Consider the following 25,946-nt stretch of genomic DNA (forward strand, 5'->3'; position numbering starts at 1 on the left):
CTAGACGGGGACTGATTTCGTTGACTGACCAGGCGGAAGCACAGACTGCTCCCACGAAAAGAATGCTGACATGGGTTCGCAATTCAACGATCTACCGGCTGGAGCGCCGAATGATGACCGAGCGCCAATTGTTCGACGCCATCACGCGCAAGGCAAAGCAGAAATTCGAGGACATCACCCCGGAGCAGATTGAAGCCCTCGCCCATGCCGCAGTAAAATTCGCCTATGACATCAAGGCGTTGGATGACGTCGCTTATGCCGAAAGTGCAACCCGTTCGGCCATTCGCAGCGGCAAGTCACGACGGGCGATAGCCCAGAAGCTCAGCATCAAAGGCGTCAGCAAGGACATCACCGAACAGGCTCTGGTCGATAAGGACGATCTCTATTCCGCCGTCATCATGGCGCGGAAACGTCGCTTTGGGCCATTTCGCCGTGACGAGCCTGATGAAAAGCGCATGCAAAAGGAAATCTCCTCCTTCGCGCGCAATGGCTACAGTTTCGAAATCGCCAACAGGGTCTATAAAATGAGCCTTGAGGACGCAGAAGAGGTTCTGGATCAAAACCCGCTTTAGATTACTGCGGGGCCGGGACGGTTTTCAGATAGGCTATCAGGTCATCGATCTCGCTGTCGCTCCAAAGTCCAAAAAAGCGCATCGAAGTGCCGGGAACGGTTTTCTTCGGGCTGTAGAGAAATGCGTGCAATTTCTCTTCCGTCCATACAAGTCCGCCGCCTCCGGCCTCCGTCATCGCTGGGGAATATTTATAGTCGGAAACGGTTCCGGCAGGCCTTCCGACGACGCCCATTAGATGCGGGCCGAGGCGTGTGCGAGGATGGTCTATGCTGTGGCATGCGGAACACTTGCTGAAAGCACGCTCTCCGCGTTCGGCATCCCCTTCCGCCCAAGATTGCGACACGGGCAGCAAGAGGCATAATGCAGTCAAAAATCTCAACATCACCGCACTCCACCTGAAAGGTCCGGNAAACAAAACGCCCTTCTCGTCATAATACGNAAAGGGCGTTTCATTGAATGCGTCAGATTGACCTGATGCCAATCAGCCGTTGACTGGGTTCAGCGTCACGGACGTGCCAGTTGCTGCAAGGTTGAGGCCAACCTGACCAGCAACGCTCACTGTCTGAAGCTGGATGGAACCGGCGGTTCCGCCAACCAGAATGTTCGCACCGACGCCCAGACCAACTGTGGCTTCAGCTGTTGCGCCCTGATAGAGGCCGCCCAGCGAACCACGGTGATATCCGGCTGTTGGAGCGAATACAGCCCAGACAAGACGACCCTGCGTGGTAAAGCCAAGGTCTACGCCCATCTTGCGGATAGCGCCAGAATAGTGGTCCGTACGGCGTGCACCAACGGTCGACTGGAATGTGCACTCAAGCTCTTTGGAGGAGCCGATAACGTAACCCACACCGCCACCGACGTCACATGTCAGGTAGCCGATCTTGACGCCATTGCGGTCGTCCTCGTCCTGATACACAGCGGAAGAGCGGGCGAGATCTGCGGCAATGGCGCTGGCAGTGCCGCAGAGGCCGAGAATCATCGCTGCGAAAGTTACGGCAAAAGCNTTTTTCATTGANTTTTCTCCTGTTAGATTCTTGACCCGCGGCAGCCCTTTGCCCTTTTCGGATTATGAATGACGCTGCTTTAACGCTCTTTCTGGAAAATCGATCCATAGCGATGGTCAAGTCAGCGAAAACTGGGCGTTCGTGTCAAGAACTGTCTGTGCAGCTAGAAGCGTATTGAGGCACAGTTAGGGCGCTTCATCCGCTTCAAGAGCGGTGGCCTACGCAATTAGAAGCCCGGGCGGGTTACGCCCGGGCTGCAACAGCTCCTCACTCGCGTTTGTAGTCATCCTGCAAACGAATGATGTCGTCCTCTCCGAAATACGAGCCCGTCTGGATTTCGATGAGCTCGAGCGGGATCTGACCTTCATTGGCAAGACGGTGAGGCTTGCCAATGGGGATGTAAACAGACTCGTTTTCGGTCAGCAGCCGCGTTTCTTCGTCAATCGTCACAGTTGCGGTCCCGCGCACGACGATCCAGTGTTCGGAACGGTGATAATGCTGCTGCAGCGAAATTCTGTGACCCGGCTCCACCTTCAGGTGACTGACACGGTACCGTGGCCCGGAGTCGGTCTGTTCTATATGGCCCCAGGGGCGATAAGCACGTTTGTGAATTTCCGTCTTGCGCGAATGGTCGCTCGACTTCAAAGCCTCGACTAGGCCTTTGACGCTCTGGACCCTGTCCTTCGGCGTGACCAGAACCGCATCTTTCGTGGCCACCACAACCAGATCCTTCGCGCCTACCACCGTGGTCAGGATGCTACTGGAGTGGATCAGGCAACCTTCGGAATCGATGAAGATGCCCTGTCCTTCGACAGCGTTGCCGTTCTCCTGCTTGTCTGCAATCTCCCAGATCGCGTCCCAGCTGCCGATATCGGACCAGCGGAAATGACCGCGCACCACAGCCATGCGCTTTGTGTTTTCAATGACGGCGTAGTCGATGGAGTTTTTCGGCGATGCCTCGAAACTCTCTTTGTGAAGACGCACAAATCCTAGGTCGGTCTCGTGCTCATCGACCGAACGGGTAACCGCTTCGAGTATTTCCGGCACGTAAGCCTTGAGTTCGGCAATCATGACATCGGAGCGAAACAGAAAGTTGCCGGAGTTCCAGAGATAACCCTTCTCGACATAGGATATGGCGGTCTCTTCGTCGGGCTTTTCCACGAAGGCTTCCACGACACAGAGGTCTTCATTGCCGTCTATCGATGGGCCNGGGTTGATATATCCGTAAGACGTGCGGGGCTCCGTCGGTGTCAGACCAAAGACAACGATATTGCCCTGCTCCGCCGCGCTAGCGCCCAGTTTGACCGCCTCTGAGAACTTGTCGTTATCGAGCACCACATGGTCGGCCGCCAACGCCAGAACCAGCGAACCCGGCTCACGGCGCTCTGCCAGCACCGCGGCAGCGGCCATGGCGGCGGCACTGTCACGGCGTGCGGGTTCCAGTACGACGGTTGCGGTAAGGTCGATTTCCTCTGCCTGTCTGCGCGCAAAGAAACGAAAATCCTCGTTGGTTATGACGAGTGGTTCGCCGTAGAGGGCTTCATCATTCACGCGCTGCAATGTTTGCTGATAGGTGGACAAGTTCCCCACCAAAGGCTGAAACTGCTTCGGCAACTGATCGCGTGACACAGGCCACAATCTCGATCCCGCCCCGCCTGCCAGAAGAACAGGGATAATCTTTCTTGTCTGTGCGTTCACGTCTTCACCTTTCATATTCCACTCATCATGCTCTATGGCCCTTCAGCAAACATGTGTGATCACGAATTACAGATCGCCACAACCATTTGCTGTATCGAATTCAACGATCACGTGTCCACCGGCCCCTTGACCAACGGCAATGAACGCTCGTGGTTCCGAAATTTCAGGCCAGCTAATCGATTGAAGCGTTCGGAACCACCATGNTTTGTTGGATTTATTGTCATGAATGGCACTCAGCGCTTGGCAGCCTTCCAGAAAATACAATAACTACCACCACGAATTTATAACAAACGATAAGGGGTGGAGCCATGTCAGAAAAAGTGAAATCCGCAACCGGCAAGACGTCGGTAACAGATCAAGAGGCATTGGACTTCCATTCTCAGGGACGGCCCGGCAAACTGGAAATAACGCCAACCAAGCCGATGGCGACACAGCGTGACCTGTCGCTGGCCTATTCTCCGGGCGTCGCCGTTCCCGTCAAGGCAATCGCCGAAAACCCGGATACGGCCTATGACTACACCACCCGTGGCAACATGGTCGCGGTCATCTCCAACGGCACCGCCATTCTCGGTCTCGGCAACCTCGGCGCTCTCGCGTCAAAGCCTGTCATGGAGGGCAAGTCGGTTCTGTTCAAGCGCTTTGCCGACGTGGATTCCATCGATCTGGAAGTCGATACCGAAGACGCAGACGAATTCATCAACTGTGTTCGTTATCTCGGCCCGTCCTTTGGTGGCATCAATCTGGAAGACATCAAGGCACCGGAATGTTTCATCATCGAAAGCCGCCTGCGCGAACTCATGGACATTCCAGNTTTCCATGATGACCAACATGGTACCGCCATCATTGCAGCAGCCGGTCTCATCAACGCAATCGCGCTGACGGGTCGTGATTTCAAAACAACAAAGCTGGTCTGCAATGGCGCAGGCGCTGCCGCCATTGCCTGCATGGACCTCATCAAGGCCATGGGCTTCAACCCTGCCAACATCACGCTGTGTGACACCAAGGGCGTCATTTATCAGGGCCGCACCGAGGGCATGAACCAGTGGAAATCGGCGCACGCGGTGAAGACCGATAACCGCACGCTGGTCGAGGCGATGAAGGGTGCCGACGTAGTGTTCGGCCTGTCCCAGAAAGGTGCCTTCAGCGAAGAGATGATCCGTTCCATGGCTCCAAAGCCGATCATCTTCGCCATGGCAAACCCTGATCCGGAAATCACGCCGGAAGAGGTGGCTTGCATTCGCGACGATGCCATCATGGCGACGGGCCGCTCCGATTACCCCAATCAGGTCAACAACGTTCTCGGCTTNCCCTACATCTTCCGCGGTGCGCTGGATGTGCGCGCCAGTCAGATCAACGATGCGATGAAAATCGCTGCCGCCAAGGCTCTGGCCGATCTCGCACGCGAAGATGTGCCTGACGATGTTGCCGCGGCCTATCAGGGTGTGCGTCCTCGCTTTGGACCGCAATACATCATTCCCGTTCCCTTCGACCCGCGCCTGATTGCAGCCATCCCGGTCGCTGTGGCAAAGGCCGCCATGGAAACAGGTGTCGCCCGCCGCGAGTTGCCCGACCTTGAGGCCTATGCCCACGAACTTTCCGCCCGTCGCGACCCGATGGCATCAACCACACAGCGCCTTTACGAACGCGTTCGCCGGTCACCCAAGCGCGTTGTGTTCGCGGAAGCCGAAGAAGAGCAAGTCATGCGCGCCGCTATTTCCTATACGGCGCAGGGTCTGGGTACTGCCATCCTGCTTGGTCGTGATGACATCATCCGGGCAAATGCGGAACGCGCCGGCATCGATCTCGACCGCCCCAACATCAAGATCACCAATGCCCGCCTGTCGGAGCGTGTCGAGATCTACATCGATTATCTCTATGCGCGCCTGCAACGCCAGGGATTCCTGCTGCGTGACGTGCAGCGCCTTGTTCACAACGACCGCAACCATTTCGCCGCCTGTATGGTGGCGATGGGCGATGCCGATGCGATGGTCACGGGCACGACCCGAAACTATTCCACGGCGCTGGAAGACGTGCGCCGTTGTATCAACACCAAGCCAGGCCATCGCGTTATCGGCGTGTCTCTCGTCGTGTCGCGCAACCGCACCGTTTTCGTGGCCGACACCGCCGTTCACGATATGCCATCGGCGGAAGACCTGGCAGATATTGCCGTGGAAGCGGCCGGTCTGGCGCGTCGCTTCGGCTATGAACCGCGCGTTGCGATGCTCGCCTATTCCACTTTCGGTCACCCGCTGGGTGAGCGTTCCGAAAAGGTGCGCGAAGCCGTTCGCATTCTCGACAAGCGCAATGTGAACTTCGAGGTGGATGGTGAAATGGCGGCAGATGTCGCTCTCAATCACCAGAAGATGCAGAGCCAGTATCCATTTACCCGTCTCTCGGGTGCGGCCAACGTTCTGGTCATGCCTGCCATTCATTCGGCATCCATTTCCACCAAGATGTTGCAGGAACTCGGCGGTGCCACGGTCATCGGCCCGCTTCTCGTCGGCCTCGACAAGTCCGTGCAGATCACCTCCATGGGGGCGAAAGATAGCGACATCGTGAACATGGCCGCAATCGCCGCGTATAATTCAGGACAGTAACGAGATGACGCCCCTGATTGGGGCGTCATCCTGCGGCACCCGATACGCAGACCAGGCAAATAGTTGTGTACGCCTGCCCTTACTCCATGGTTCGGCCACATAGTTCCATTTTGTCACCGCGATAAGATGGGCGACAATCGATTCTGCCGCTTGGCAACGAAACGGATGAGGCATGGATATATCGGGACAACAGGCAGGGACATCGCTGCACTTAAAGACCATGGGGACGCTCAGAAGGTTGTCGTTACGCCTGGCGGACAATCCGAACGCGGCAATCGTGCTGTTCGGCGCCTACTTTCTTTTGCAGATCGTCCTGCGCGAATTGGCGCCTCCCGCTTTGCGCATCGACGAGGCGCAGCAGGTGCTGTTCGCGCAGTGGCTGGCGCTCGGCTATGATGCCCAACCACCACTCTACAACTGGTACCAACAGGCGATCTTTGCCGTTTTAGGCACGTCGATGTTTGCCATCGCGTTCGCCAAGAACTTCATATTGTTTCTTATATTTGCGGTCTTCGTAAAGACGGCCGAACTGGTGCTGGAAAACAAACGCTTCGTCGTCGTTGCCGCAATGGCTCTTTTCGTCATTCCGCAGGTATTCTGGCAGGCGCAACGCGATCTCACCCATACCGCGATGCTGATGCTAACCTTCACTGCACTGCTCTATTCCAGCATCAGGCTGATCCAGCGTCCCACCTTGAATGGTTACCTTCTGATTGGGGTCGTCGCAGGACTGGGAATGTTATCGAAGTACAATTTCGCCCTTGCTTTGCCAGCATTGCTCCTTGCTGTGTGGCTGCACCCACAGGGTCGTGAACGGATTCTGGATCGACGCTTTCTGCTGACAATCCTCGTTAGCGTCATCGTGTTCCTGCCCCACCTGTTCTGGCTGATCGACAATCTCCGNTTTGCATCCGAAGTTACATTGCAACGAATGGCCGAAGACGCGCCTGACAGCCGCTTTCTGCAGGTGGCGCGTGGATTGGCTCGTTTCGTCAGCGGCTCCCTTATCATCTCGGCAGTACCCGCCCTGCTGATCTGGCTGGCGGCCCGCCGAGAAGCGAAACGTCCGCAAACGTCACAAAGCGTCTGGTTCCGGTTTTTACTCCACTATTTCATCGCAATCACCGCGCTGATGGCACTCGTCATCATGATGGCGACGATGACGGAACTGCGGGACAGATGGCTACTGCCGCTACTGCTTCCGGCTCCCATCCTTGCGGCACTTTACCTCGAACGGCACCTTGCCGACACGGCGCGTTTCGTCAGCCGGTTTTTGCCCATCCCCCTTATCATGATGGTGCTGGTACCAGTGGCACTGCTGGCATCGCACCCCCTGATGGCATCTCTGGGACGAACATCGAATTCGAATTACGACTGGCAGAGTTTTCATCGCTATATCGTCGAAACCGAAAAACTCTCGCCATCCGTCATTATTACGCCGAACTGGCCGACCGGCGGCAATCTTCGGTTTCTGTTTCAGGACGTACCCGTCGCCACCAACATCTACGACGATTACGATCCATCCTTCACCCTCTCTGACGAGCATCCTGCCCTTATGGTCTGGACGGGCGATGACAATGACGTCCCCTTATTGACGGAATGGATTGAGGGACAGATGAAAGTAAAGCTGAAGGCGGTGCAGCAATCCACGCTTGATATTCCGATGTATTATCCGGTGAAAGGAAAAACCCTCCGCATCAGCTACGCCATCATCAGGCCGGNCGACATCGAGCACTAAGACTGGCACAGAGTCCTTGTCGACAGTTTGCATTTAAGCGTGCTATCGGTGTGCATCAAACCTCGGGATACCCATGATGAACCCTTCAGAAAAATGCGACGTGCTGGTGATCGGTACAGGTATTATCGGCGTCATGTCGGCGCTTTATCTTCAAAACGCTGGAAAGACCGTCACATTTCTGGAGCGCGGCGACGTTGCCCGCGGCGCAAGTGCTGGCAATGCCGGTATCCTTGCATTCCCGGAGATCATTCCCATTCCAGCTCCCGGCATCATGAAGAAAGCGCCGAAGTGGTTGATCGATCCACTCGGTCCGCTGAGTGTGCCGCCTGCTTACGCATTGAAGATCGCTCCCTGGCTCTGGCGTTTCTGGCAGGCGAGTTCGCCGCGCAAGTTCCAGCATGGTCTCGAAGTCCAGNAAAACATGATGCGGCTTGCCGCCAATGAAATGCAGCATGTCGCTGCGATGCCTGAGCTGGCACAGTACATCACCAACACCGGAACGCTTGATCTTTACGACACTCGGGAGAGCTTCGACGCTGCCCGTCGTGACTGGGACGAAAAGGAGCGTGCCGGCTTCACCTTCTCCCGTGTCGGTCGCGATGAAATCGAGCGCTTGCAGCCGGGGCTTGCGCCGCGGTTTCAGCATGCAATGTTCACACCCGGCGGCCTGCAGGTGAGCGATCCCTACGAGTTTACAAAGGCCATCGCCGATCTCGTCATAGCCCGCGGTGCAACCTTGCGCAAAGGCGAGGCCGTGCGCGTCGAGACGATGGGCGAAAGCACGATCGTTTCCTTGNAAACTGGCGAGAAAATCACGGCTGATAAGGTGGTGATTGCCTGTGGCGCTTGGTCCAAGACGCTGGCGGTATCGCTGGGTAATACAGCGCCTCTGGAAACCGAACGCGGTTACAACACGACGTTGCCGGTTGGCGCCTTCGACCTGACGCGACAGCTCTATTTCAACGATCACGCCTTCGTCGTCACGCCGCTGTCGTCCGGCATTCGCGTCGGTGGCGCTGTGGAACTGGGTGGTCTTGATCTGCCACCGAACTTCCGTCGCTCTGAAGTCATGTTGAAAAAGGCGGCTCAATTCCTGCCGGGTCTAAAAACGGACGGTGGTACGCAGTGGATGGGCTTTCGCCCGTCCATGCCCGATTGCCTTCCGGTGATCGGCCCGTCGAGAGCGAGCCAATCGGTGATTTACGCTTTCGGCCACGGACATCTGGGGCTGACGCAATCGGCAGCAACTGCAAGGCTCGTCACACAATTGGTGAGCGGCGCGGAAACGGCAATCTCGGTCGATCCCTTCAGGGCCAGCCGTTTTTCCTGATTGCTCNAAACGAAAACGGCCCGCTCTCTCAAGCGGGCCTTCATCACGANTTTCCGTATCAGAACGGTGAGTCGGGGAAGTAGAAGCTTTCCGCATTGTCCTTCGTAACAAGCGTTGCATCCAGAATGTAGGTGCCGCTCACGGGGACTTGGTCGTAGAAATTCGCCGCCGTCAGTTGCATGGCGGTTGCGACCATGGCTGGCGGATAAAGCACATCGACCGGGATCATCTTGTCACCATCCATGACCTTCTTGATCATGTCTTTTGAACCGGCGCCGCCGACCACATATTTAATGTCCGTGCGCTTCGCCTGCTCGATGGCCTGAAGAACGCCAACGGCCATATCGTCGTCCTGGCACCAGACCACATCGATCTTCGGATATTTGGTCAGATAGTCCTGCATGACCTTGAAGGCATCATCGCGGTTCCAGTTGCCGAATTGACGGTCCAGAATCTTCACCTTCGAGCCTGCAATTCCCTTGTCGAAACCATCCTGACGTTGCTGATCGATAGGGATCGGCAAGCCGCGAATAACAACGACCTGAGCTTCCGGTGTCGTGTCGGCAATATATTTTCCAGCGACTTCACCCAGCGCCGGATTGTTACCGGCAACATAGATATTGCGAACGGTGTCGTCATTGACGCTTGGTGCGCGGTCAACAAGAGCGACGAACTTACCGTTGCCCTTCACTTCCTTGATGGCATTGACCAGCGGGTCCGGATCGGACGGCAGAATGACGAGCGCATCGATGCCCTGCGTTTCCAGATCCTGCACCGCATTCGCCTGCGTTGCCGCATCCGGCGATGTCTTGACGATGACGTTGAGGCCGGGATGTTCTTCCATCAACAGCTTTGCAACGCGCTCAGCGTGATAGACGACGCCAGCCGTCCAGCCGTGGTCGGCAGCCGGAATGGACACGCCAATCGTTACCTTCTTGTCTTGTGCCTGCGCTCCACCCGCTAGCGCCAACAGCGCAACAGTAACTCCCAATAGTCTTTTCCGCATGTGTTTTCCTCCCACACAAATAAAGGTCTCGATTTCCTCACCCGGGCGACCCGTTAACCCGGTAACTTTATGAACGGCGCATCAGCGACCGCTGAACCAGCATGGCAATGATGATAATCGCGCCCTGGATCGCGCCGATCAGATATTCGCTGATGAAGTTCGACAGCAGCATGATATTGCCGACGAGTTCCAGAATGAAAGCGCCGCAGATGGTTCCCCATACGCGCCCTGCCCCACCTTTAAGCGCCGTACCGCCCACCACGACGGCTGTGATCGCCTGCAATTCCCACATCATGCCTGTCGTCGCAGAGGTAGAGCCGAGACGCGGCACGTAGAGCAACACGGCTATGGCAACGCACAGACCCTGAATGACGAAGGCGATGGTGCGTACGCGGTTGACGGCAACGCCCGAATATTTCGCAACGTCGCGGTTGGAACCGACAGCGGTGACGTGACGTCCGTAACGCATGCGGTACAGCACGAAGGCCGCTACGCAGGTTACCAACAGAATAACGATAATGGGAATCGGCACACCGAGAAACGAGCCGAAATAAACTGGACGATACAGGGTCTGCAATTGTGGATCCCGAACCGTGATCGCGCCACCCTGGGAAAGCCAGGTGGTCAGCCCCCGGTAAACGCCCATGGTACCAAGCGTGGCTATGAACGGTTCTATCTTGCCAACCGTCGTGATCAAGCCGTTTGCCAATCCGCATAACGACCCGGCGACGAGCGTAAACACCACGGCAAGAACCAGCATAAGCGCAGGATCGGCGACCATGCCGGAGTTCATAAGCAGGATCATCAGACTTGCCACGAACGCAACCATGGAACCGACCGACAGATCGAGATCGCCTGCCGAAATAACGAAGGTCGCGCCGACAGCGATAATCGCGATAAACGCGCTTCGCGTGGCAACATTTGCCAGATTGTTGATACTGATGAAGTTGGGATTGACCATCGCCCCGACAATCAGCAGCAGGAAAAGGGCCACGAAGGGTGCGACGGCGCGCAAATCGATATCGCGCAGCGACCGCCCGGCCTTCTTTTCTTTGCTGTCTTCACTCACACTCATACCCAAAACAAACCTCCCGCCCTGTCAAACCGGCCAATTGACCGACGCTACGCCGCCGCCCGCGTTTTCAGCCCGGCCGCATAACGCATGATTTCCCGCTCGTTGATTTCATCGCCTTCCAGCATGCCGACGAGGCGCCCTTCGCGCATGACCGCCACGCGTGTGCAAAGCCCGATGACTTCTTGCATTTCGGATGAGACAACGATGACCGAGTGGCCATCCCGTGCCAACGCCGAAATGAAATGATAAATCTGCTGCTTCGTGCCTACGTCGATGCCGCGTGTGGGCTCATCGATGATGATGANTTTCGGTTCGGTCTCCATGACCTTGGCGAGCAGCAGCTTTTGCTGATTGCCGCCCGACATGCGCCCGACGACCACACTGCCGTCACGCACACGAATGTCGAACCGGCGGCGCGCGCGCTCCAGCGACCGGGCCTCGCTTGATGCGCTGAGATAGCCAAACTTGCCATGCCGCTCCAGCGACTGAAGCGTGAGGTTCAGCCCCATTCCCGCACTCAAAAGCAGGCCTTTGGATTTGCGATCCTTGGTCATATAGGCAAGACCGGCATCTATAGATGCATGCAGATCATGGGGTGGCAACACTTTCCCATTCACCTCGACCTCCCCCGAGGATCGGCTGCGCAGACCGACGATGACCTCGGCAAGCTCGGTGCGACCTGACCCGATCAAGCCGGAAAAGCCAATGATTTCACCTCTGCGAAGCTCAAAACTGGCATCCTGCACGTAGCGCGTCGAGACATTGCTGACCTTCAGAACAATTGCCTCGTCCACGTCAGGTTCGCGCTTGGCGGGGTAAAGGCTGGAAAGCTCTCGCCCAACCATAAGCTGGGCAATGGCCTCACCATCAAGAAGAGAGGTTGGCGCGGTCTTGACCCAATGACCATCGCGCAAAACAGTGACGCGGTCCGTCAACTCCATGACTTCGTCCAGCTTGTGCGACACGAACACGAAGCTTGTGCCTTTATCGCGCAATTTGCGCACTTGCTGGAAAAGGTAGTTGGTTTCCTCACGGGACAGAACCGCTGTCGGTTCGTCCATAAAAACGATGCGCGCATCGCGACTGATCGCCTTTGCGATCTCGACCATCTGCNTTTCCGCGACAGACAAGGTTCCGATCAGGGCGCTCTCATCCACACGGCAGCCGAGCAGATCGAGAACACGTCGCGTCTCTGCCCGCATCGCCTTGCGATCGAGAATACCGAAACGGGTAATTTCCCGGCCAAGATACAGGCTTTCGGTAACTGTCAGATGTTCAGCGAGATTGAATTCCTGATGGATGATGACAATACCGAGCGCTTCGGCGGTCCCGTTCGGTGGAAGCGTGACCGGCTTGCCATCAAGGAGGATTTCACCGGAGCTTGGCTGTTCGAACCCGGACAGTACCTTGACGAGCGTCGATTTCCCGGCACCATTCTCGCCCATCAACGCATGGATTTCTCCAGCTTTCAGGTCGAAATTGATGCTGAACAGCACTTGCACGCCGTTGAACGATTTCGAAACACGACGCGCGGACAGCACGATTGCGCCGTCGTCAGCAATGTCCGTATCCATGATTTCCTCCAGGCGTCTCCCTACGCCTGTGATGGATGTAAACCTTTACACGCTTTATGTAAAGGTTTACATTATGTGTAATCTTTAGATTTGCGTGATCGTATTTGACGCGTCGGCAGGTCTGTGTAGTGTCCGGACGCGCACATATCCGAGGCCTTCCTTGTCAATTCTATCAGCAGCCACAATAGAAGATGTTGCCCGTATCGCGGAGGTTTCCATCGCGACGGTGTCGCGGGCTATCCACAATCCCGAAAAAGTGGCAAATTCCACACGACTCAAGGTCAATCAGGCCATTGCCGTTACCGGTTACACGACCAATGCCATGGCACGCAGCCTTCGGCTTGGCCGTTCCAACATGATTCTCGTTGTGGCACCCGATATCGGTGATCCGAATTTTTCCAACATTCTTGTCGGCCTGGAAAATGAAGCCCGCTCGCACGGCTACGGCATCTTGATCGGCCATACGCAAAACGACGCGCAGCGCGGGCTGGAATATCTCAAATTTCTTAACTCCAACCAGGCGGCGGGGCTGATCCTGTTCACCGGCATCCTGCCGTTTGGACATCAGGCCATGACGGCGCGGCTACCGCCCTGTGTCGGCGTGTTCGAGCCCATTTATAATGGTGGCATTCCCTATGTGGGGGTGGACGACACCGCAGGTGCGCGCAAGATCGTCGACATGCTGATTGCCGAAGGTCACAGGCGCATCGCCTTTATTGGAGATTCGCGCGTACGCCTCGCCTACAACAGGCGTCGAAAGGGTTACGACGAAGGCATGCTTGCGGCTGGCCTGACGCCTGCACCTGCCATGATCATCGAGGGCGACGGAACATTGGAAAGCGGCCGTCTTGCAATCGAGCAGCTTTTCATGCGCGATACGTTGCCAACGGCATTCATGTGCGTGAACGACCAGACGGCCATCGGCGTGATGATCGGGCTCAGCGCACGCGGCTATGACATCCCCGGAGATTTCTCGGTAACCGGATTTGACGACATTCCGCAAGCGGCCTTCATGTCACCGGCGCTCACCACCATCCGTCAGCCCAGAACATCCATCGGCAAACATGCCATGGCACTGCTTCTCGATCTTCTGGGAGGCCAGCAGCCGGACCATCCCGAAATATTGCTGACACCGGATCTTATCGTTCGCAATTCCGTCGGCGCACCCGCCAGACGGCTTTCAAGCAAATAACCAGACCTATCAGTATGCGTCGCGACGTGCAGGCTCGGCCTGGGTGCATGCAGCCCATAGCTCGGTCTGCACCGCATCCTGAAACTCCATCACTTCCTGCCGCATGGCAACGTCGTCATAACCGAGATTGAGGAGATGGGCGGCAAGCCCCCTGCACTCGTCCCGCCAGAAGCGGTTCGCTTCTTCTCCGTGAAGCTCTTCAAGCATTTGAACACATCGCTTTATGTCTGCGACACGGTTTTTAGCGGGAAACGCAATTACTTCTGAACGCTCTGTCACACGCACACCTTACTGCTTCGGGAATCAACCACCTATCTTTACCGGGCGCATAGTTAACGAAGTCTACAGAGCCAGCAGAAAGCCGCTGGCAGTGCGGGAATCACCGCGAAATGTCCGATATTTGCAGGGAACTACGCTGCCAAGGGCGCGATAATGAAAATGCCCTTAACCTTACGACAAGATCATCGAACAGAATCCAGGCGGATGGATCAAAATAACAAAAATTTGCGCAAATTTTACCATTAAAAATTACCGAAATTTCACGCTGGGCGATCTAATGAAAGTATAACTGTGTTGAAACGGCATTCGTTTCGTAATATAAACCCCACNAAAGAAAGCCATAAAGATGCATTTCTCTACAGAGGGACAATGCTTAGCGGAGGAGAAAGATATGTACGCCCCGCGCGNTTTTCATCAGCATGATCTGTGCTCTGCTGGTGTTCGCCATCGCAACATANTTTATCTATGGCTCTTTCTACACAAGTTTTATTCAGACGCTGATCTGTCTTGTCATTATACAAGTTGGATATTTTGTAGGCGTGCTTATTCTTGTTGCAAAAGAAAAGCGGCAGATGCGTGCGACACTTAACTTCCAGAAAGACGTTGCTCCGGCACCGGAGAAGTCAGTGACGGAAACGATTTCTGTCGTTGCTCCACATAGCCCCAAGCTGAGTGACTTCTGATCGCCACCTGTCAGGTGGACCTAAACTTTTCGCAGGTGCGAAATAACCCTCCCATTTCCTTATCCCTGACATTTTCTGCGTCGAGATATCACCGATGCAACGAAGCAGGAGTTGGGCATGACCGGGGAACCGCAATCCATTTGCGTAATTATTGCTGCAAAGAACGCATCTGACACCATTGCAACAGCCATTTCCTCCGCGCTCGCAGAGCCGGAAGTTGCCGAAGTGGTCGTCATCGACGATGGATCGACGGATGCGACGTCCTCTTTCGCGCAATCCTGTGACGACGGAACCGGGCGGTTGAAAGTCGAGCGGTTCGATGTCAATCGCGGCCCCTCGGCTGCGCGCAACCACGCCATTGCCATTTCGTCTGNCCCGCTCATCAGTATTCTGGATGGCGATGATTTCNTTTTTACGGGCCGTTTTGCCGCGATGCTGGAGCATGACGACTGGGATTTGGTGGCCGATAACATCGCGTTCATCCAGCAGTCGGTGGCCNGGGCATCTTCGATGGTCCCAGACCGATTTGCACCGGAAACGCATTTCCTGAAACTGGCAGAGTTCGTTGAGGGCAATATTTCCAAACGCGGTGTCGAACGTGGTGAGACCGGTTTCCTGAAACCCGTCATCCGCCGGTCTTTTCTTGAAACTCACGGCCTACGTTATGACGAAGCGCTGAGACTGGGCGAAGATTACGAACTTTACGTTCGAGCTCTGGCCTGCGGCGCGCGCTACAAGGTCATTCGCAATTGCGGTTATGGTGCAATCGTGAGAGGCGATTCACTCAGTGGCCGCCACCGGACGGATGATTTGCGCCAACTTTACGAAGCCGACCGTNAAATCATGGCCGAATACACTCTTGCACCGCAGGAACAGGCCGNTTTGCAGGAGCATGAACGGCATATTCGTGAAAAGTTCGAGCTGCGTGACTTCCTCGATGCCAAGGCGAAAGCCGGTCTGGGTGGCGCATTGTCTCATACGCTGAAACGGCTGCCCGCAGCGCCTGCCATTGCGCAAGGCCTATGGCGCGATAAGACGGCGCGTTTTCGCAAGAAGCCACAGCAGGTCGCAGATATTCGTTATCTGCTGAGAGCAACGCCGCTCAACCCTTGAGCCGAGCGGCGTCTGTTTTCGTTAGAAGTAGTCTTTCTTGATGCTCTCCAGCACAGCCTGGAAACGCTCTTTACGTTCTTCCAAACGGCCATCGGGGCTGAGACGCGGCTCCGCCCGGCTGGCCTGCCACAAAGCCAATGTCGATGGTGCCGCCAGCACCTGCTTTGCCAGCTTTTTCAAGGATAGTTGTTCCTGCTGCGGACGGACCAGTAACTCACCGTCATGATGAGAGGTCTGGTGCTCGACAATTTCCGCTGGCGGTGGTGGTGGAAAGCTCATGCCCCAGAATTTGGAGCCCNTTTTTGCCGCTTCCGCGCGGGTCGAAACCGGGATGTAACGCGGCTCGTACTTCACGCCGACACTGCCCGCCCAATCGCTCCACTTGAAGCTGTTGATGGAGGTGGAGGTGCTGACCGCGACCCATGGCACCCGAAACGCATCGGCCAGAATAGCGCCGTGCATCGATTCAGCGACGATGAATTCCGACTGCGCGATGTGTTTGATAACCGACTTCGCCTCACCGCGTGGATCGAGATAGGTAAGCCCGGCTGGCTCGCAAACCGTCTCCCACATACCGAATTCAGCCGATTCCCAATGCGGAACAAAGGTCTTCTTGTGCAGCTTTGGTAGANTTTTGAAGTCCGGCATATCGGTGACCATGACGGCGGGATCGACAATGCCCATCTCCGCTGGCAGGCCGAGCTTGGCGGCCGTCATCTCACCGCGCACGCATCGGATGTCCCACAGTTCCTTGTTGGACGTATCCGGCACCGCGCCATAACCATAGCCGCTGCCGATGATCAGCTTGCGTTGGGTGGGCGGGAAAAGAACATCGTTGAGCACGGTGCCGACACCGACCAGCAGGACATCCGGGTGAACGTCACGCAGCCCCGGCAGCAGGAAATCCCAAAGCCAAAGATTGAGGTCGTCGCCGAAATTACCGTGATGCGATTCCCAGTGATAGGGTTTCATGGACTACTCCTGAATAAGAATACTGTTGGCAGCGGGCTCATTTCGGGCNGGCAAATTTGCCGGTTCCCAATTCCAGCGCTGCACGCAAAATAGCCGGGTCACGCATCATCCATTTGAACAACAGGCCAAGTTCCGGTGCCTTGCGCTGTTTCAGCTTGCCCGCTTGGCTCCACAGCGCCTGCTTGCGCGCCGTGTTCTTATAGGATGCGATGGATGCAACGTCTGCGGGACGCTTGGCAAAGCGGCCCTGCAACGTATCCANCGCCACCCAGGTATTAAACTGCTGGCGCAAAAACTCCGGCGACGTGTTGTCGATGCTGTGGAAAATATTCACACCCATGCCACGCATGGCGCCGGCATCGTCACACAAAAGACTACGCTTAGATGCCATGATGCAATCGCAGAAGAACAGAACGTCTTCTGCGGCCAACCGCAATATCGGGTCAAAACGAANTTTTTCAAACAGCGGCCTGCCAATGACCATGCAGGACAGATGCAGGAAGCTCCAGTTGCGCAGCATGACACTAGCCAGATCCGGCAGCTCGATAACCTTTGGTGATTCGGAGAGGCGGGTAGCACCCTCGTTGTTCTCCAGCTCGGAGATCGCGAAGTGATAATAAAACTCGTCACTGGCCTGCATTGAGGCCCAGTAGCACTCACCGCCGAAGATTTCCAGGCTGTACGCCGCGTTCTTCAGGTGATCTGGAATCCAGATATCGTCCGAATCGAGAAAAGCGACATAGGCAGTTTCAGCCGGGACATTATCGAGCCCCGTATTGCGCGCACCGCCCGGCCCGCCATTCTTCTGCTTGACGATTTTGATACGGTTTTTCTGGTCTTCACTCAGTTCGGCGATTTCGTTTTCAATAGGATAGGGCGATTCGTCGTCTACGATGACGAGATCGAAATCCTGAACGGTCTGCGCAAAAACCGATGTCAATGCACGACCCAAAACGCCATGCTGNTTTTGATAATAAGGAATAACGACTGTAAATTTCGCCATTGTTTCGCCCCTTGTGTTGCTCAAGAAGTGTCGGGCCCGATAAGAAGAGCGGCCCCGATGAGTGGCAAACCTCCCGCCAGCCCACCACCCGCTGGCCTCCAAATTTAATAGGATGCACGTATGCCCCCTGCTCCGAGCGTCAAAACGATTACCACGAATGTCGGTTGGAGCGTATTGTCAAAAACAGGCACATTCGGGCTTAAGTTTGTCACGGTGCCAATTCTTGCCCGATTGCTGACACCGGAAGAATTCGGCGTCGTCGCCGTCGGGCTAACAGTCGTTCAGTTCCTGACGATGATTGCAGGTGCAGGTCTTACCTCCGCGCTGATTGTGGAAAAGGAAGAGGATATGGACACGATCCATACCGTCTTCTGGGCAAATCTCGCGATTTCCTGCACAATGGCTGCAATCCTCTACTTTGGCGCGGAGTTTTTTGGGGAGCTCTTGGGGGCCGTTGAAAGCGCCTATTTGCTGCGCATCATGGCCTTTCTCATTCCCCTGCAATTGGCTGGAGATGTCGCATACTCGCTGTTGGCGCGGCGGATGAATTTCAGCAAGGACGCCATCTGGAGTATGACCTCGGAAAGTGCCGCCGCCATCGTGGCCGTCATACTTGCCTTTGCCGGTTACGGCGTCTGGGCGCTTATCATTCAGCTCTTTGCCGCAGCCCTGATCCGGCTGGTCGGTCTATACGCGGTCTCCCACTACAGGCCACGGTTCGTGATGAAGCCAAAGCGGCTGGTTCCGCTTCTCGGCTTCAGCTCCGGCCTGATGGGCTCGGAAATCGCAAATTTCGTCACCTTCCAGTCGCCCATGGTCGTCATTGCCCGTCATCTGGGCCTTGCCGATGCGGGCGCCTATTCCGCCTCCAACCGTTTTGCCAGCATCCCCAATCAGGTGGTTCTATCTGCCGTCATGGGCGTTCTCTTTCCCGCCTTCAGCCGCATGATGGATGACAAGCAGCGCAGACGAGATGCCCTGATGTTCTCGACACAGGTTCTAACCGTGCTGCTGGCCCCGATGATGTTCGGGCTGTGGGCTATTGCAGAACCGGCCATGCTGGTCATCTTCGGACCCAACTGGGCCTATGCATGGCCGGTTCTCGGTTTGCTGGCCCTATCCAAGGCGATTCTGACCCCGTGCAGCACCTTCATCCCATACCTCAAAGGTGCAGGCTACGGCCGTGTGCTGTTCTGGTCGGCAACGATTCGCGCCGTCTTCACCACCCTTGCGGTGTGGATCGCGGCAACTTACGGCACCTTGATCGACGCCATGGTGTGGCTCTGCATCGTCAACGGCGTGACGCTGTTTGCCTATTCCTGGGCGGTGTTCAGGGCCAGTGAAATGCCACTGCTGAAGGGGCTCTACATCAGCAGCCGTCCCATGATCGCCTCCTTCGTCATGGCGCTTGCCGTGCGCTACATATTGCACGTGTTCGAAGGCAGCCTGCCTCACGCCTACATGCAGGNTTTCGTTGGCGCTATCGCCGGTGGCGTTATCTATGCCGTGCTGATCTTGCTGACGGAACGGGAGTTGTTGAGAAAAATTCTGGGCATGGTAAAGGACCGCAAAGCCAAACCCACCGTTGCGTAAGGTATCGAACCTTTTTCGCCACAATCCACTCACCCTGAAGCTAGCTCCTCACGATCCCGTTACGTGAGGTCTGTTTTTATTTTGTGCGCCGCAACATAATCGGACGTTTGTTGACAATGAGAAACCGTCTGCGATTTCTCGGCTCTTCTCATCGTTATTTCATTTTAAACAAACACTTAACTTACATAGACGAGACATATCGACCATCGATCCAGAGATTCACCCCTCACAATTCGATAGACGTTTTTCCCGCGTTGCCACATTTTACCCCAAAGTAAAAACCAGACTCCGCGAGTGGGCTTACGTTCGCTCTTGGTTGTAACGCGGTGAGGGGAGACACCGCCCAATAAAGGGGAACTGATGTGACTTTTGATCAGAACCTGTCTTCCCGCATCAATTTGATGCGTATCGTTTTAATTTCCGGCATTGNTTTCGTACACGTGCCGCACGATCCCGAGACCAGCCCGTTTCTCGGGATGTACGGTTTCTTCGACTGGATGAGGGTATTTCTGGGCGACGCCCTGTTTCGTGTCGGCGTGCCGTGCCTGAGCGCGATCTCTGGCTACCTTCTGTTTCGCCGCGGCATGAGTGCCTTCGATTACTCTGCGACCGTCAAATCGAAAGCAAAAACCGTCTTACTGCCCTTCTTCTTATGGAATGGAGCGCTTTTCGTCGCCGTTCTCATCATGCAGCGGGTTGGCTTGGGTGATGGATATTTCCCGGATTTGTGGAACGCGACGCCGCGTGAAATGATCAGCCATGGCGCTGCCGTAGAAGAGTTCCCGGTCAACGTTCCCCTCTANTTTCTGCGTGATCTGTTCGTCTGCATCCTGCTGTCGCCAATTCTTGCGTTTCTCGTACGGCGCGTTCCGCTGCTGACGCTTGGTGCACTTCTGGTTCTTACCGCATGGCCAGATTTGACGCTGCTTATCGTGCAGAAAAAGTCCATCCTCTTCAGCTTTACCCTCGGCATCGCGCTTGCGCTGTATAAGATCGATCTGAAAACGCTTGACCCCTATGCAATCNAAATCACCGTCGCGCTCTTCGCTGCAACAGCGCTGTTGGCGACGGGCCTGTATTTCACCGGGCCGGATTTCACATTCGAGCTCAACCTGATGCGAAATCTTCTGGCTGTATTCGGCGCGGTAGGACTTTGGGCGTCGTCGTCTTTACTGATCCAGAGCCGTATTGGACGCCGTCTTGCCGACACGGGAAGTCTGAGCTTCTGGATTTTCTGCGCCCACTACCCACTCCTCGTCATCATGTGGATGGTCTGGAACAAGGGCGGCCCGGATTTCTATCCCGCCTTTTATGTAGGTGCCGTGCTGCTTTCCTTCGTTATCCTGATCGTCAGCAATGCGCAGGTCCGCTCCAAGCTGCCGTCTCTCTACGGCGTGTTGACTGGTAGCCGGGCCAAGAAACCGAAGATCGGCTCTGAAAACAAACCATCCGTAAAGGCCGAATCCTATCGGCCTTCCGCAGATACACCCGTTCCACAACGACAAAGGTGAACCCATGACCGCAATCCTCAGCAGCGTTCACGCGCGCTTGATAGCTTCAGCTCTTCTGGTTCTCAGCCTCGGCACTGTCGCAGTGGCACAGGAAGAGAATGGCAAGTCTTTCGTGGAGAACTTCGACAGCATGGACCGGTCCTTCTGGTACGTCTCTGACGGCTGGAACAACGGTCCGCATCAGAACTGCACATGGTCGAAGAAACTGGTGAAATTCGAGGGCGGACAGCTGCAGCTCGGTTACCAGGAAGGCAAGGCTGGCGACCGGAATTATTCCTGCGGTGAAATCCAGACAAAGGGTCGCTATCGCTATGGCACCTATGAAGCCCGCATCAAAACCGCGACAGGCCCCGGCTTGAATTCGGCTTTCTTCACCTATATCGGACCAACCGATAAAAAGCCGCATGATGAAATCGATATGGAAGTTCTGGGCAAGAACACGTCTCAGGTCCAGCTCAACCAGTATATTTCCGCCAAGGGTGGCAATGAGAAGCTGGTGGATGTCGCAGGCGGTGCCGACAAAGCGTTCAACGATTATGCCTTCGTCTGGGAGCCGCAGCGTCTGCGCTATTTCGTGAACGGAAAGATGGTCCACGAAGTCACCGATCCATCCAAAATTCCCCAGAACCCCCAGAAGATTTTCTTCAGCCTGTGGGGTACAGACACGCTGNAAAGCTGGATGGGCAAGTTCGCCTATAACGGCCCGACGGTGATGAACGTCGATCGTATGGCCTTCACGGCTCTTGGCGACAAATGCCAGTTTCCGGAATCCGTCGCCTGCCTGTCGAACTGACACCTTTGACCTCTAGACTGCCCGATGACCCTTCGCTTCAGGACTGTTTTTGATGACGCACGTTCTCTATTTTGCTCATGACCTCGCCGACCCGGCCATTCGCCGGCGGGTTATGACGTTGCAGACGGGCGGAGCAACGGTTAGCCTCGCGGGCTTCACGCGCGGCGAAAACAAGCTGGCGGATGTCGATGGCGTCACACCTATCGTGCTTGGCGAAACCGCCGACGGGCGGTTTGCCCAGCGCATCATGTCCATCGTCAAGTCCAGCCTCTCGCTGCCGCGCGCCTTGCGACAGGTGCGCAAACCCGATGTCATCANTGCGCGCAATCTCGAAATGCTGGCTTTGGCGCGCCGCGCATCGGGTATGTACGGGCGGGACGTGCCAGTGGTTTATGAATGCCTCGATATTCACAGGCTGCTCCTCAACGAGGGGCAGGTCGGCAAACTCGTCAACGCAGCTCAACGGTATTTTGCAAGAGACGCAAAGCTGCTGATCACCAGTTCACCGGCCTTCGTCGCGCAGTATTTCGAGCCCCGCTCCGGTCTGCAGTTGCCGGTACTCTTGCAGGNAAACAAGGTGCTGATGCTGGATTCTGTTGAGCAAACTCCTGCACAGCCACGTGCCTCGAAGCCAGGCGAGCCATGGAAAATTGGATGGTTCGGAGCATTGCGCTGCGTCAAATCCCTGCAAATACTGACCGANTTTGCAGCNAAGATGGATGGCAAGGTCGAGATCATCCTGCGTGGGCGCCCAGCCTATTCCGAGTTCGATGATTTCGATGTCTTGGTCGCCAAAGCCCCGCATGTCAGTTTTCTCGGCGCGTACAAGAACCCCGAGGATCTGGCCTCGATCTATAACGAGGTTCAGTTCACATGGGCCATCGACTTCTTCGAGGAGGGCCAGAACTCGAGCTGGCTGCTGCCCAACCGCCTCTATGAAGGATGCCTGTACGGCACACTGCCAATTGCTGTGGCGGGAACGGAAACGGCGCGCTTTCTTGAGAGCAGGCATATCGGCGAGGTCTTGCCCCACGCAAATGCCAGCACTCTGGAACAGCTTTTCGCGAGCCTGACCGAACAATCCTATATCAAAGCCTTCGCCCGACTTTCTGCGATCGACAAGAAACAATGGGTTACCGAGCGCCAGGACTGCGTTCAACTCGTTCACACACTCGCCTCCCTGGCAGCGCCGCACAATGGCCGCACGGTGGAAGCCGCACTCTCAACCGCTTGACGGGATCTAAGCCATGAAGTTGCAAACCATTCCAGACGTGNAAACATTGATCGTCATACCGTGCCTCAATGAAGCCCGCACGATCGATGATCTGTTGCTGAAGTTTTCGAGCAGCCTGAACCATCCGCAGGACCGCATCATCGTCGCCGATGGCGGCAGCACGGATGGCACGCGCGATATCGTCGCCAGCNTTTCCATGCAGGACCAGCGCGTCATCCTGCTTGCCAACCCCAAACGCATTCAGAGCGCCGGCATCAACCTTGCCGTCGAGATGTTCGGCACCGATTACGATTACCTGATCCGCATTGATGCGCACGGCGATTACCCGGACGATTATTGCCATCGCCTTCTGGAAGATGCGGTGAAGACGGGTGCGGACTCGGTCGTCGTCGCCATGGACACGGTTGGTCATGGCACGTTCCAGAAAGCCACGGCCATCGCCCAGAACTCCAAACTCGGCAATGGCGGTTCGAAACATCGCGAAGGTTCGAAAGGGCATTGGATCGATCACGGCCATCACGCGTTGATGCGCATATCCGCGTTCACCACGGCTGGCGGCTACGATGAAAGCTTCAGTCATAACGAGGATGCCGAACTGGATTACCGGCTGCGCAAGGCCGGTTTCCGCATATGGATGACCGACAAGACCCGCATGACCTATTACCCTCGTTCCAACGTCAGCCCCCTGTTCAAACAATATATGGCTTATGGTCGGGGACGTGCGAAAAACCNTTTGAAGCATCGTTCGCTCCCCAAGATCCGTCAGATGATACCGCTGGCGGTCATGCCGGTTGCAGTCTTTTCTCTGCTCGGCTTCTTCCACTGGGCGGCATTCGTACCTCTTCTTCTTTGGGTCGGCGCTTGCCTCGGCTACGGCTTGTGGATGGCTGTCGCCGAGAAAAATTCCTATGGCCCGCTGGCAGCGTTTGCCGCAATGGTCATGCATTTTGCCTGGTCCACCGGTTTCTGGCTTGAACTCCTTGGCTCCATTGGCACACCAGCGCCCGTGGCGGGAAAGGCAGTTTCATGACCGTAACCTCCCTCCCATCCACACACGTCACGGTCGATATCGGCATCTGCACCTACCGCCGTCCGGCGGTCGTTGCGACATTGAAGTCTCTGTTCGAACTCGATGTGCCCGANGGCGTGACCGTGCGGCTCATCGTGGCGGATAATGACGCAGAGCCGAGCGCAAAACCATCCATCGACAATCTGCGCGAGATATCGCCTTTCGAGATCACTTACGTCCACTGCCCCAAATCAAACATCTCGATTGCCCGTAACGCCTGTCTTTCAACCTCTGAAGCCGATTATCTGGCCTTCATCGATGACGACGAAACCGCGCCACGCGAATGGTTGTCGGAGCTTTTGAAGACCGCACAGGAAACCGGTGCAGAAACCGTGCTGGGACCTGTGACGGCAATCTATAAGCCGAATGTGCCGGAATGGATGCGCAGAGGCGATTTCCATTCCACCCTCCCTGTCTGGGTCAATGGCGAGATCATCACCGGTTACACCTGCAACACCCTGCTTCGCATGTCGGCACCGTCTGTCGCAGGTCGTCGCTTTGCGCTGTCGCTGGGCCAAAGCGGTGGCGAAGACACGCACTTTTTCTCGCACATGCATGCAGCCGGTGGCCGCATCGCCTATGCGCAAAACGCTGTTCTTTCAGAGCCGGTGCCGAATACGCGCGCCAGTTTCAAATGGCTTGCGAAGCGCCGCTTCCGTTCCGGCCAGACCCATGGTCGGCTGCTCGCGGAGAAAAAACCAGGGCTTCGTCGTGTTGCACAGGTTGCGATTGCCGCTGCGAAAGCGACTGCCTGCGCCGGAATGGCGCTACTTGCCATTTTCGATCCGGTTCGTCGTACCCGCCAATTGCTGCGCGTCGCCTTGCATTGTGGTTCCGTCAGCGGTGCCTTCGGCGTGAAGGAAATTCGCCAGTACGGCACCGTGGAGGCTACATGATGGAAGCCTCGATACAGCCGGACGTGACATTCGTCATCGCCGCCTATAATTCCGCAGATACGATCGTTCCGGCCGTTGAAAGCGCTCTGGCGCAGGCACTGGTCACGCTGGAAGTCATCGTCGTTGACGATAAATCGAACGATGCCACCCGTGAGATCGTGAAGGCTTTCGCCATGAACGACCCCCGTGTCCGGTTGATCGAACTGGAGAAAAATCTCGGCCCCGGCGGCGCTCGCAATGCCGGGCTCGATGCGGCAGAGGGACGGTGGATCGCGGTTCTGGATTCCGACGACGTAATCCTCCCGCACCGCACGGCGCAGATGATCGCCCGTGCCGAGGCCGCGACCGCCGACATCGCCGTCGATAATCTCGATGTGGTCTACACGGATGGCCGCCCCAAGGAGACGATGTTTACCGACGCTTTCCTGCGGGAACGCGGCGTTCTGACGCTGGAAGACTTCATCGCGTCGAACGTTCTTTTTCGCTCGACCTTCAATTTCGGTTACATGAAACCGATGTTCCGGCGTGATTTCCTGAACGATCACAAACTGCGTTTCCACCCGACATTGCGGATCGGAGAAGACTACCTGCTTCTGGCATCAGCACTCGCAGTTGGTGGCCTCTGCACCATCGAGCCGTCGCCCGGCTACGTCTACAACATTCGTGAAGGCTCGATTTCCCGTGTGCTCGAACTTCGTCACGTCGATGCGATGATTGCAGCCGACCGCGAGTTCATGACCAGCTATACGCTTTCGCCCCCCGCACGCGACGCGCAAAAACAACGCAGCCGCAGCCTTGTCGAGGCGCGCCATTTCCTGATGCTGATATCCAGTATCNAAAGCCGCTCCGTTTCCGGCATCGTCAAGATAGCCTTCCGCGATCCCATCGCGTTTCGACACCTGCGCATGCCCATCGAGGTACGGTTGAGAAAACTCAAGGATACGATGACCGCAAGATCAGTTTCNAAACGGGTGAACAGACAAGTGTCCTGATCTGCCCGATATCGATACTCAA

22 protein-coding genes and 1 pseudogene are annotated in these 25,946 nt (G+C 56.1%); 14 read left to right on the forward strand and 9 right to left on the reverse strand.

Annotation, left to right across the window (positions count from 1 at the left end):
- Positions 1-20 precede the first annotated feature (20 nt).
- Complete coding sequence (gene recX / locus CUC55_RS14670; protein WP_067646846.1) at positions 21-572, forward strand: recombination regulator RecX; 552 nt, start codon at positions 21-23, stop codon at positions 570-572.
- Position 573: 1 nt separating this feature from the next.
- On the opposite strand, the gene CUC55_RS14675 is transcribed toward recX, so the two are convergent.
- The 3 genes from CUC55_RS14675 to CUC55_RS14685 all read right to left on the reverse strand — a co-directional run bounded on the left by CUC55_RS14675 (position 574) and on the right by CUC55_RS14685 (position 3,274).
- Positions 574-954: a c-type cytochrome gene (locus tag CUC55_RS14675; RefSeq protein ID WP_067647317.1), complete on the reverse strand. Its 381-nt coding sequence runs from the start codon at positions 952-954 to the stop codon at positions 574-576.
- Positions 955-1,053: 99 nt separating this feature from the next.
- The gene (locus CUC55_RS14680; protein WP_103088333.1) at positions 1,054-1,584 is read right to left on the reverse strand and encodes a DUF992 domain-containing protein; all 531 of its coding nucleotides are present in this window, start codon (positions 1,582-1,584) and stop codon (positions 1,054-1,056) included.
- Positions 1,585-1,843: 259 nt separating this feature from the next.
- Positions 1,844-3,274 carry a mannose-1-phosphate guanylyltransferase/mannose-6-phosphate isomerase gene (locus CUC55_RS14685; protein ID WP_103088431.1) on the reverse strand — a complete coding sequence of 477 codons (1,431 nt, stop codon included), beginning with the start codon at positions 3,272-3,274 and terminating at the stop codon, positions 1,844-1,846.
- A 308-nt stretch (positions 3,275-3,582) separates the two neighbouring features.
- On the opposite strand from CUC55_RS14685, the gene CUC55_RS14690 reads away from it, so the two are divergent.
- From CUC55_RS14690 to CUC55_RS14700, 3 genes are all read left to right on the forward strand, one after another.
- Positions 3,583-5,871, forward strand: a complete 2,289-nt coding sequence (locus CUC55_RS14690) for an NADP-dependent malic enzyme (RefSeq protein ID WP_103088334.1) — start codon at positions 3,583-3,585, stop codon at positions 5,869-5,871.
- Between the two features lie 220 nt (positions 5,872-6,091).
- Complete coding sequence (locus CUC55_RS14695) at positions 6,092-7,609, forward strand: glycosyltransferase family 39 protein (protein WP_425352853.1); 1,518 nt, start codon at positions 6,092-6,094, stop codon at positions 7,607-7,609.
- 76 nt (positions 7,610-7,685) lie between these two features.
- A complete protein-coding gene (locus CUC55_RS14700) occupies positions 7,686-8,939 on the forward strand; it encodes an NAD(P)/FAD-dependent oxidoreductase (RefSeq protein WP_103088336.1) in 1,254 nt (417 codons plus the stop codon).
- A 58-nt stretch (positions 8,940-8,997) separates the two neighbouring features.
- On the opposite strand, the gene CUC55_RS14705 is transcribed toward CUC55_RS14700, so the two are convergent.
- From CUC55_RS14705 to CUC55_RS14715, 3 genes are all read right to left on the reverse strand, one after another.
- The gene (locus tag CUC55_RS14705; RefSeq protein ID WP_067646857.1) at positions 8,998-9,945 is read right to left on the reverse strand and encodes a substrate-binding domain-containing protein; all 948 of its coding nucleotides are present in this window, start codon (positions 9,943-9,945) and stop codon (positions 8,998-9,000) included.
- A 67-nt stretch (positions 9,946-10,012) separates the two neighbouring features.
- On the reverse strand, positions 10,013-11,020 hold the full coding sequence (locus CUC55_RS14710) for an ABC transporter permease (protein WP_067646859.1): 1,008 nt from the start codon (positions 11,018-11,020) through the stop codon (positions 10,013-10,015).
- A gap of 47 nt (positions 11,021-11,067) precedes the next feature.
- Positions 11,068-12,594, reverse strand: a complete 1,527-nt coding sequence (locus tag CUC55_RS14715) for a sugar ABC transporter ATP-binding protein (RefSeq protein ID WP_103088337.1) — start codon at positions 12,592-12,594, stop codon at positions 11,068-11,070.
- A gap of 160 nt (positions 12,595-12,754) precedes the next feature.
- Here CUC55_RS14715 and CUC55_RS14720 point away from each other — a divergent pair, with 160 nt between their 5' ends.
- Positions 12,755-13,786 (forward strand): LacI family DNA-binding transcriptional regulator, encoded by a 1,032-nt coding sequence (locus CUC55_RS14720; protein WP_067646874.1) that lies wholly within the window; start codon positions 12,755-12,757, stop codon positions 13,784-13,786.
- 9 nt (positions 13,787-13,795) lie between these two features.
- Here the strand turns inward: CUC55_RS14720 and CUC55_RS14725 are convergent, their stop codons facing one another.
- On the reverse strand, positions 13,796-14,071 hold the full coding sequence (locus CUC55_RS14725) for a DUF6074 family protein (RefSeq protein WP_342585710.1): 276 nt from the start codon (positions 14,069-14,071) through the stop codon (positions 13,796-13,798).
- Positions 14,072-14,484: 413 nt separating this feature from the next.
- Here CUC55_RS14725 and CUC55_RS23225 point away from each other — a divergent pair.
- Both CUC55_RS23225 and CUC55_RS14735 read left to right on the forward strand, forming a co-directional pair.
- A pseudogene (locus tag CUC55_RS23225) lies at positions 14,485-14,568 on the forward strand (exopolysaccharide production repressor protein); the annotation flags it as partial.
- A 297-nt stretch (positions 14,569-14,865) separates the two neighbouring features.
- Entirely contained in the window at positions 14,866-15,861 is a 996-nt protein-coding gene (locus tag CUC55_RS14735; RefSeq protein WP_103088339.1) for a glycosyltransferase family 2 protein, read from the forward strand.
- Between the two features lie 21 nt (positions 15,862-15,882).
- On the opposite strand, the gene CUC55_RS14740 is transcribed toward CUC55_RS14735, so the two are convergent.
- On the reverse strand, positions 15,883-16,833 hold the full coding sequence (locus CUC55_RS14740) for a polysaccharide pyruvyl transferase family protein (protein WP_103088340.1): 951 nt from the start codon (positions 16,831-16,833) through the stop codon (positions 15,883-15,885).
- A 37-nt stretch (positions 16,834-16,870) separates the two neighbouring features.
- Entirely contained in the window at positions 16,871-17,836 is a 966-nt protein-coding gene (locus tag CUC55_RS14745) for a glycosyltransferase family A protein (RefSeq protein ID WP_103088341.1), read from the reverse strand.
- Between the two features lie 120 nt (positions 17,837-17,956).
- Here CUC55_RS14745 and CUC55_RS14750 point away from each other — a divergent pair, with 120 nt between their 5' ends.
- The 7 genes from CUC55_RS14750 (at position 17,957) to CUC55_RS14780 (ending at position 25,924) form a co-directional block, all read left to right on the forward strand.
- Positions 17,957-19,429 (forward strand): lipopolysaccharide biosynthesis protein, encoded by a 1,473-nt coding sequence (locus tag CUC55_RS14750; RefSeq protein ID WP_103088342.1) that lies wholly within the window; start codon positions 17,957-17,959, stop codon positions 19,427-19,429.
- Positions 19,430-19,791: 362 nt separating this feature from the next.
- A complete protein-coding gene (locus tag CUC55_RS14755; protein ID WP_103088343.1) occupies positions 19,792-20,940 on the forward strand; it encodes an acyltransferase family protein in 1,149 nt (382 codons plus the stop codon).
- A gap of 4 nt (positions 20,941-20,944) precedes the next feature.
- Complete coding sequence (gene exoK, locus CUC55_RS14760) at positions 20,945-21,733, forward strand: endo-1,3-1,4-beta-glycanase ExoK (protein WP_103088344.1); 789 nt, start codon at positions 20,945-20,947, stop codon at positions 21,731-21,733.
- A gap of 247 nt (positions 21,734-21,980) precedes the next feature.
- On the forward strand, positions 21,981-22,967 hold the full coding sequence (locus CUC55_RS14765; RefSeq protein ID WP_425352854.1) for a glycosyltransferase: 987 nt from the start codon (positions 21,981-21,983) through the stop codon (positions 22,965-22,967).
- 13 nt (positions 22,968-22,980) lie between these two features.
- Positions 22,981-23,997 (forward strand): glycosyltransferase family 2 protein, encoded by a 1,017-nt coding sequence (locus CUC55_RS14770; protein ID WP_103088346.1) that lies wholly within the window; start codon positions 22,981-22,983, stop codon positions 23,995-23,997.
- Positions 23,994-24,932, forward strand: coding sequence for a glycosyltransferase family 2 protein (locus CUC55_RS14775; protein WP_103088347.1), 939 nt, complete (start codon positions 23,994-23,996; stop codon positions 24,930-24,932). Before CUC55_RS14770 ends, CUC55_RS14775 begins: the two co-directional genes overlap by 4 nt.
- Positions 24,929-25,924, forward strand: coding sequence for a glycosyltransferase family 2 protein (locus CUC55_RS14780; protein ID WP_103088348.1), 996 nt, complete (start codon positions 24,929-24,931; stop codon positions 25,922-25,924). Before CUC55_RS14775 ends, CUC55_RS14780 begins: the two co-directional genes overlap by 4 nt.
- Positions 25,925-25,946: the final 22 nt, after the last annotated feature.

Origin of the sequence: Agrobacterium bohemicum (genome assembly GCF_002896715.1) — a bacterium.
GTDB lineage: Bacteria > Pseudomonadota > Alphaproteobacteria > Rhizobiales > Rhizobiaceae > Agrobacterium > Agrobacterium bohemicum.

What these genes read in the sequence shown, in the direction of transcription:
- CUC55_RS14705 (WP_067646857.1), bottom strand. Translation starts at nt 9,945, where the DNA reads ATGCGGAAAAGACTATTGGGAGTTACTGTTGCGCTGTTGGCGCTAGCG.
- CUC55_RS14675 (WP_067647317.1), bottom strand. Translation starts at nt 954, where the DNA reads ATGTTGAGATTTTTGACTGCATTATGCCTCTTGCTGCCCGTGTCGCAA.
- CUC55_RS14710 (WP_067646859.1), bottom strand. Translation starts at nt 11,020, where the DNA reads ATGAGTGTGAGTGAAGACAGCAAAGAAAAGAAGGCCGGGCGGTCGCTG.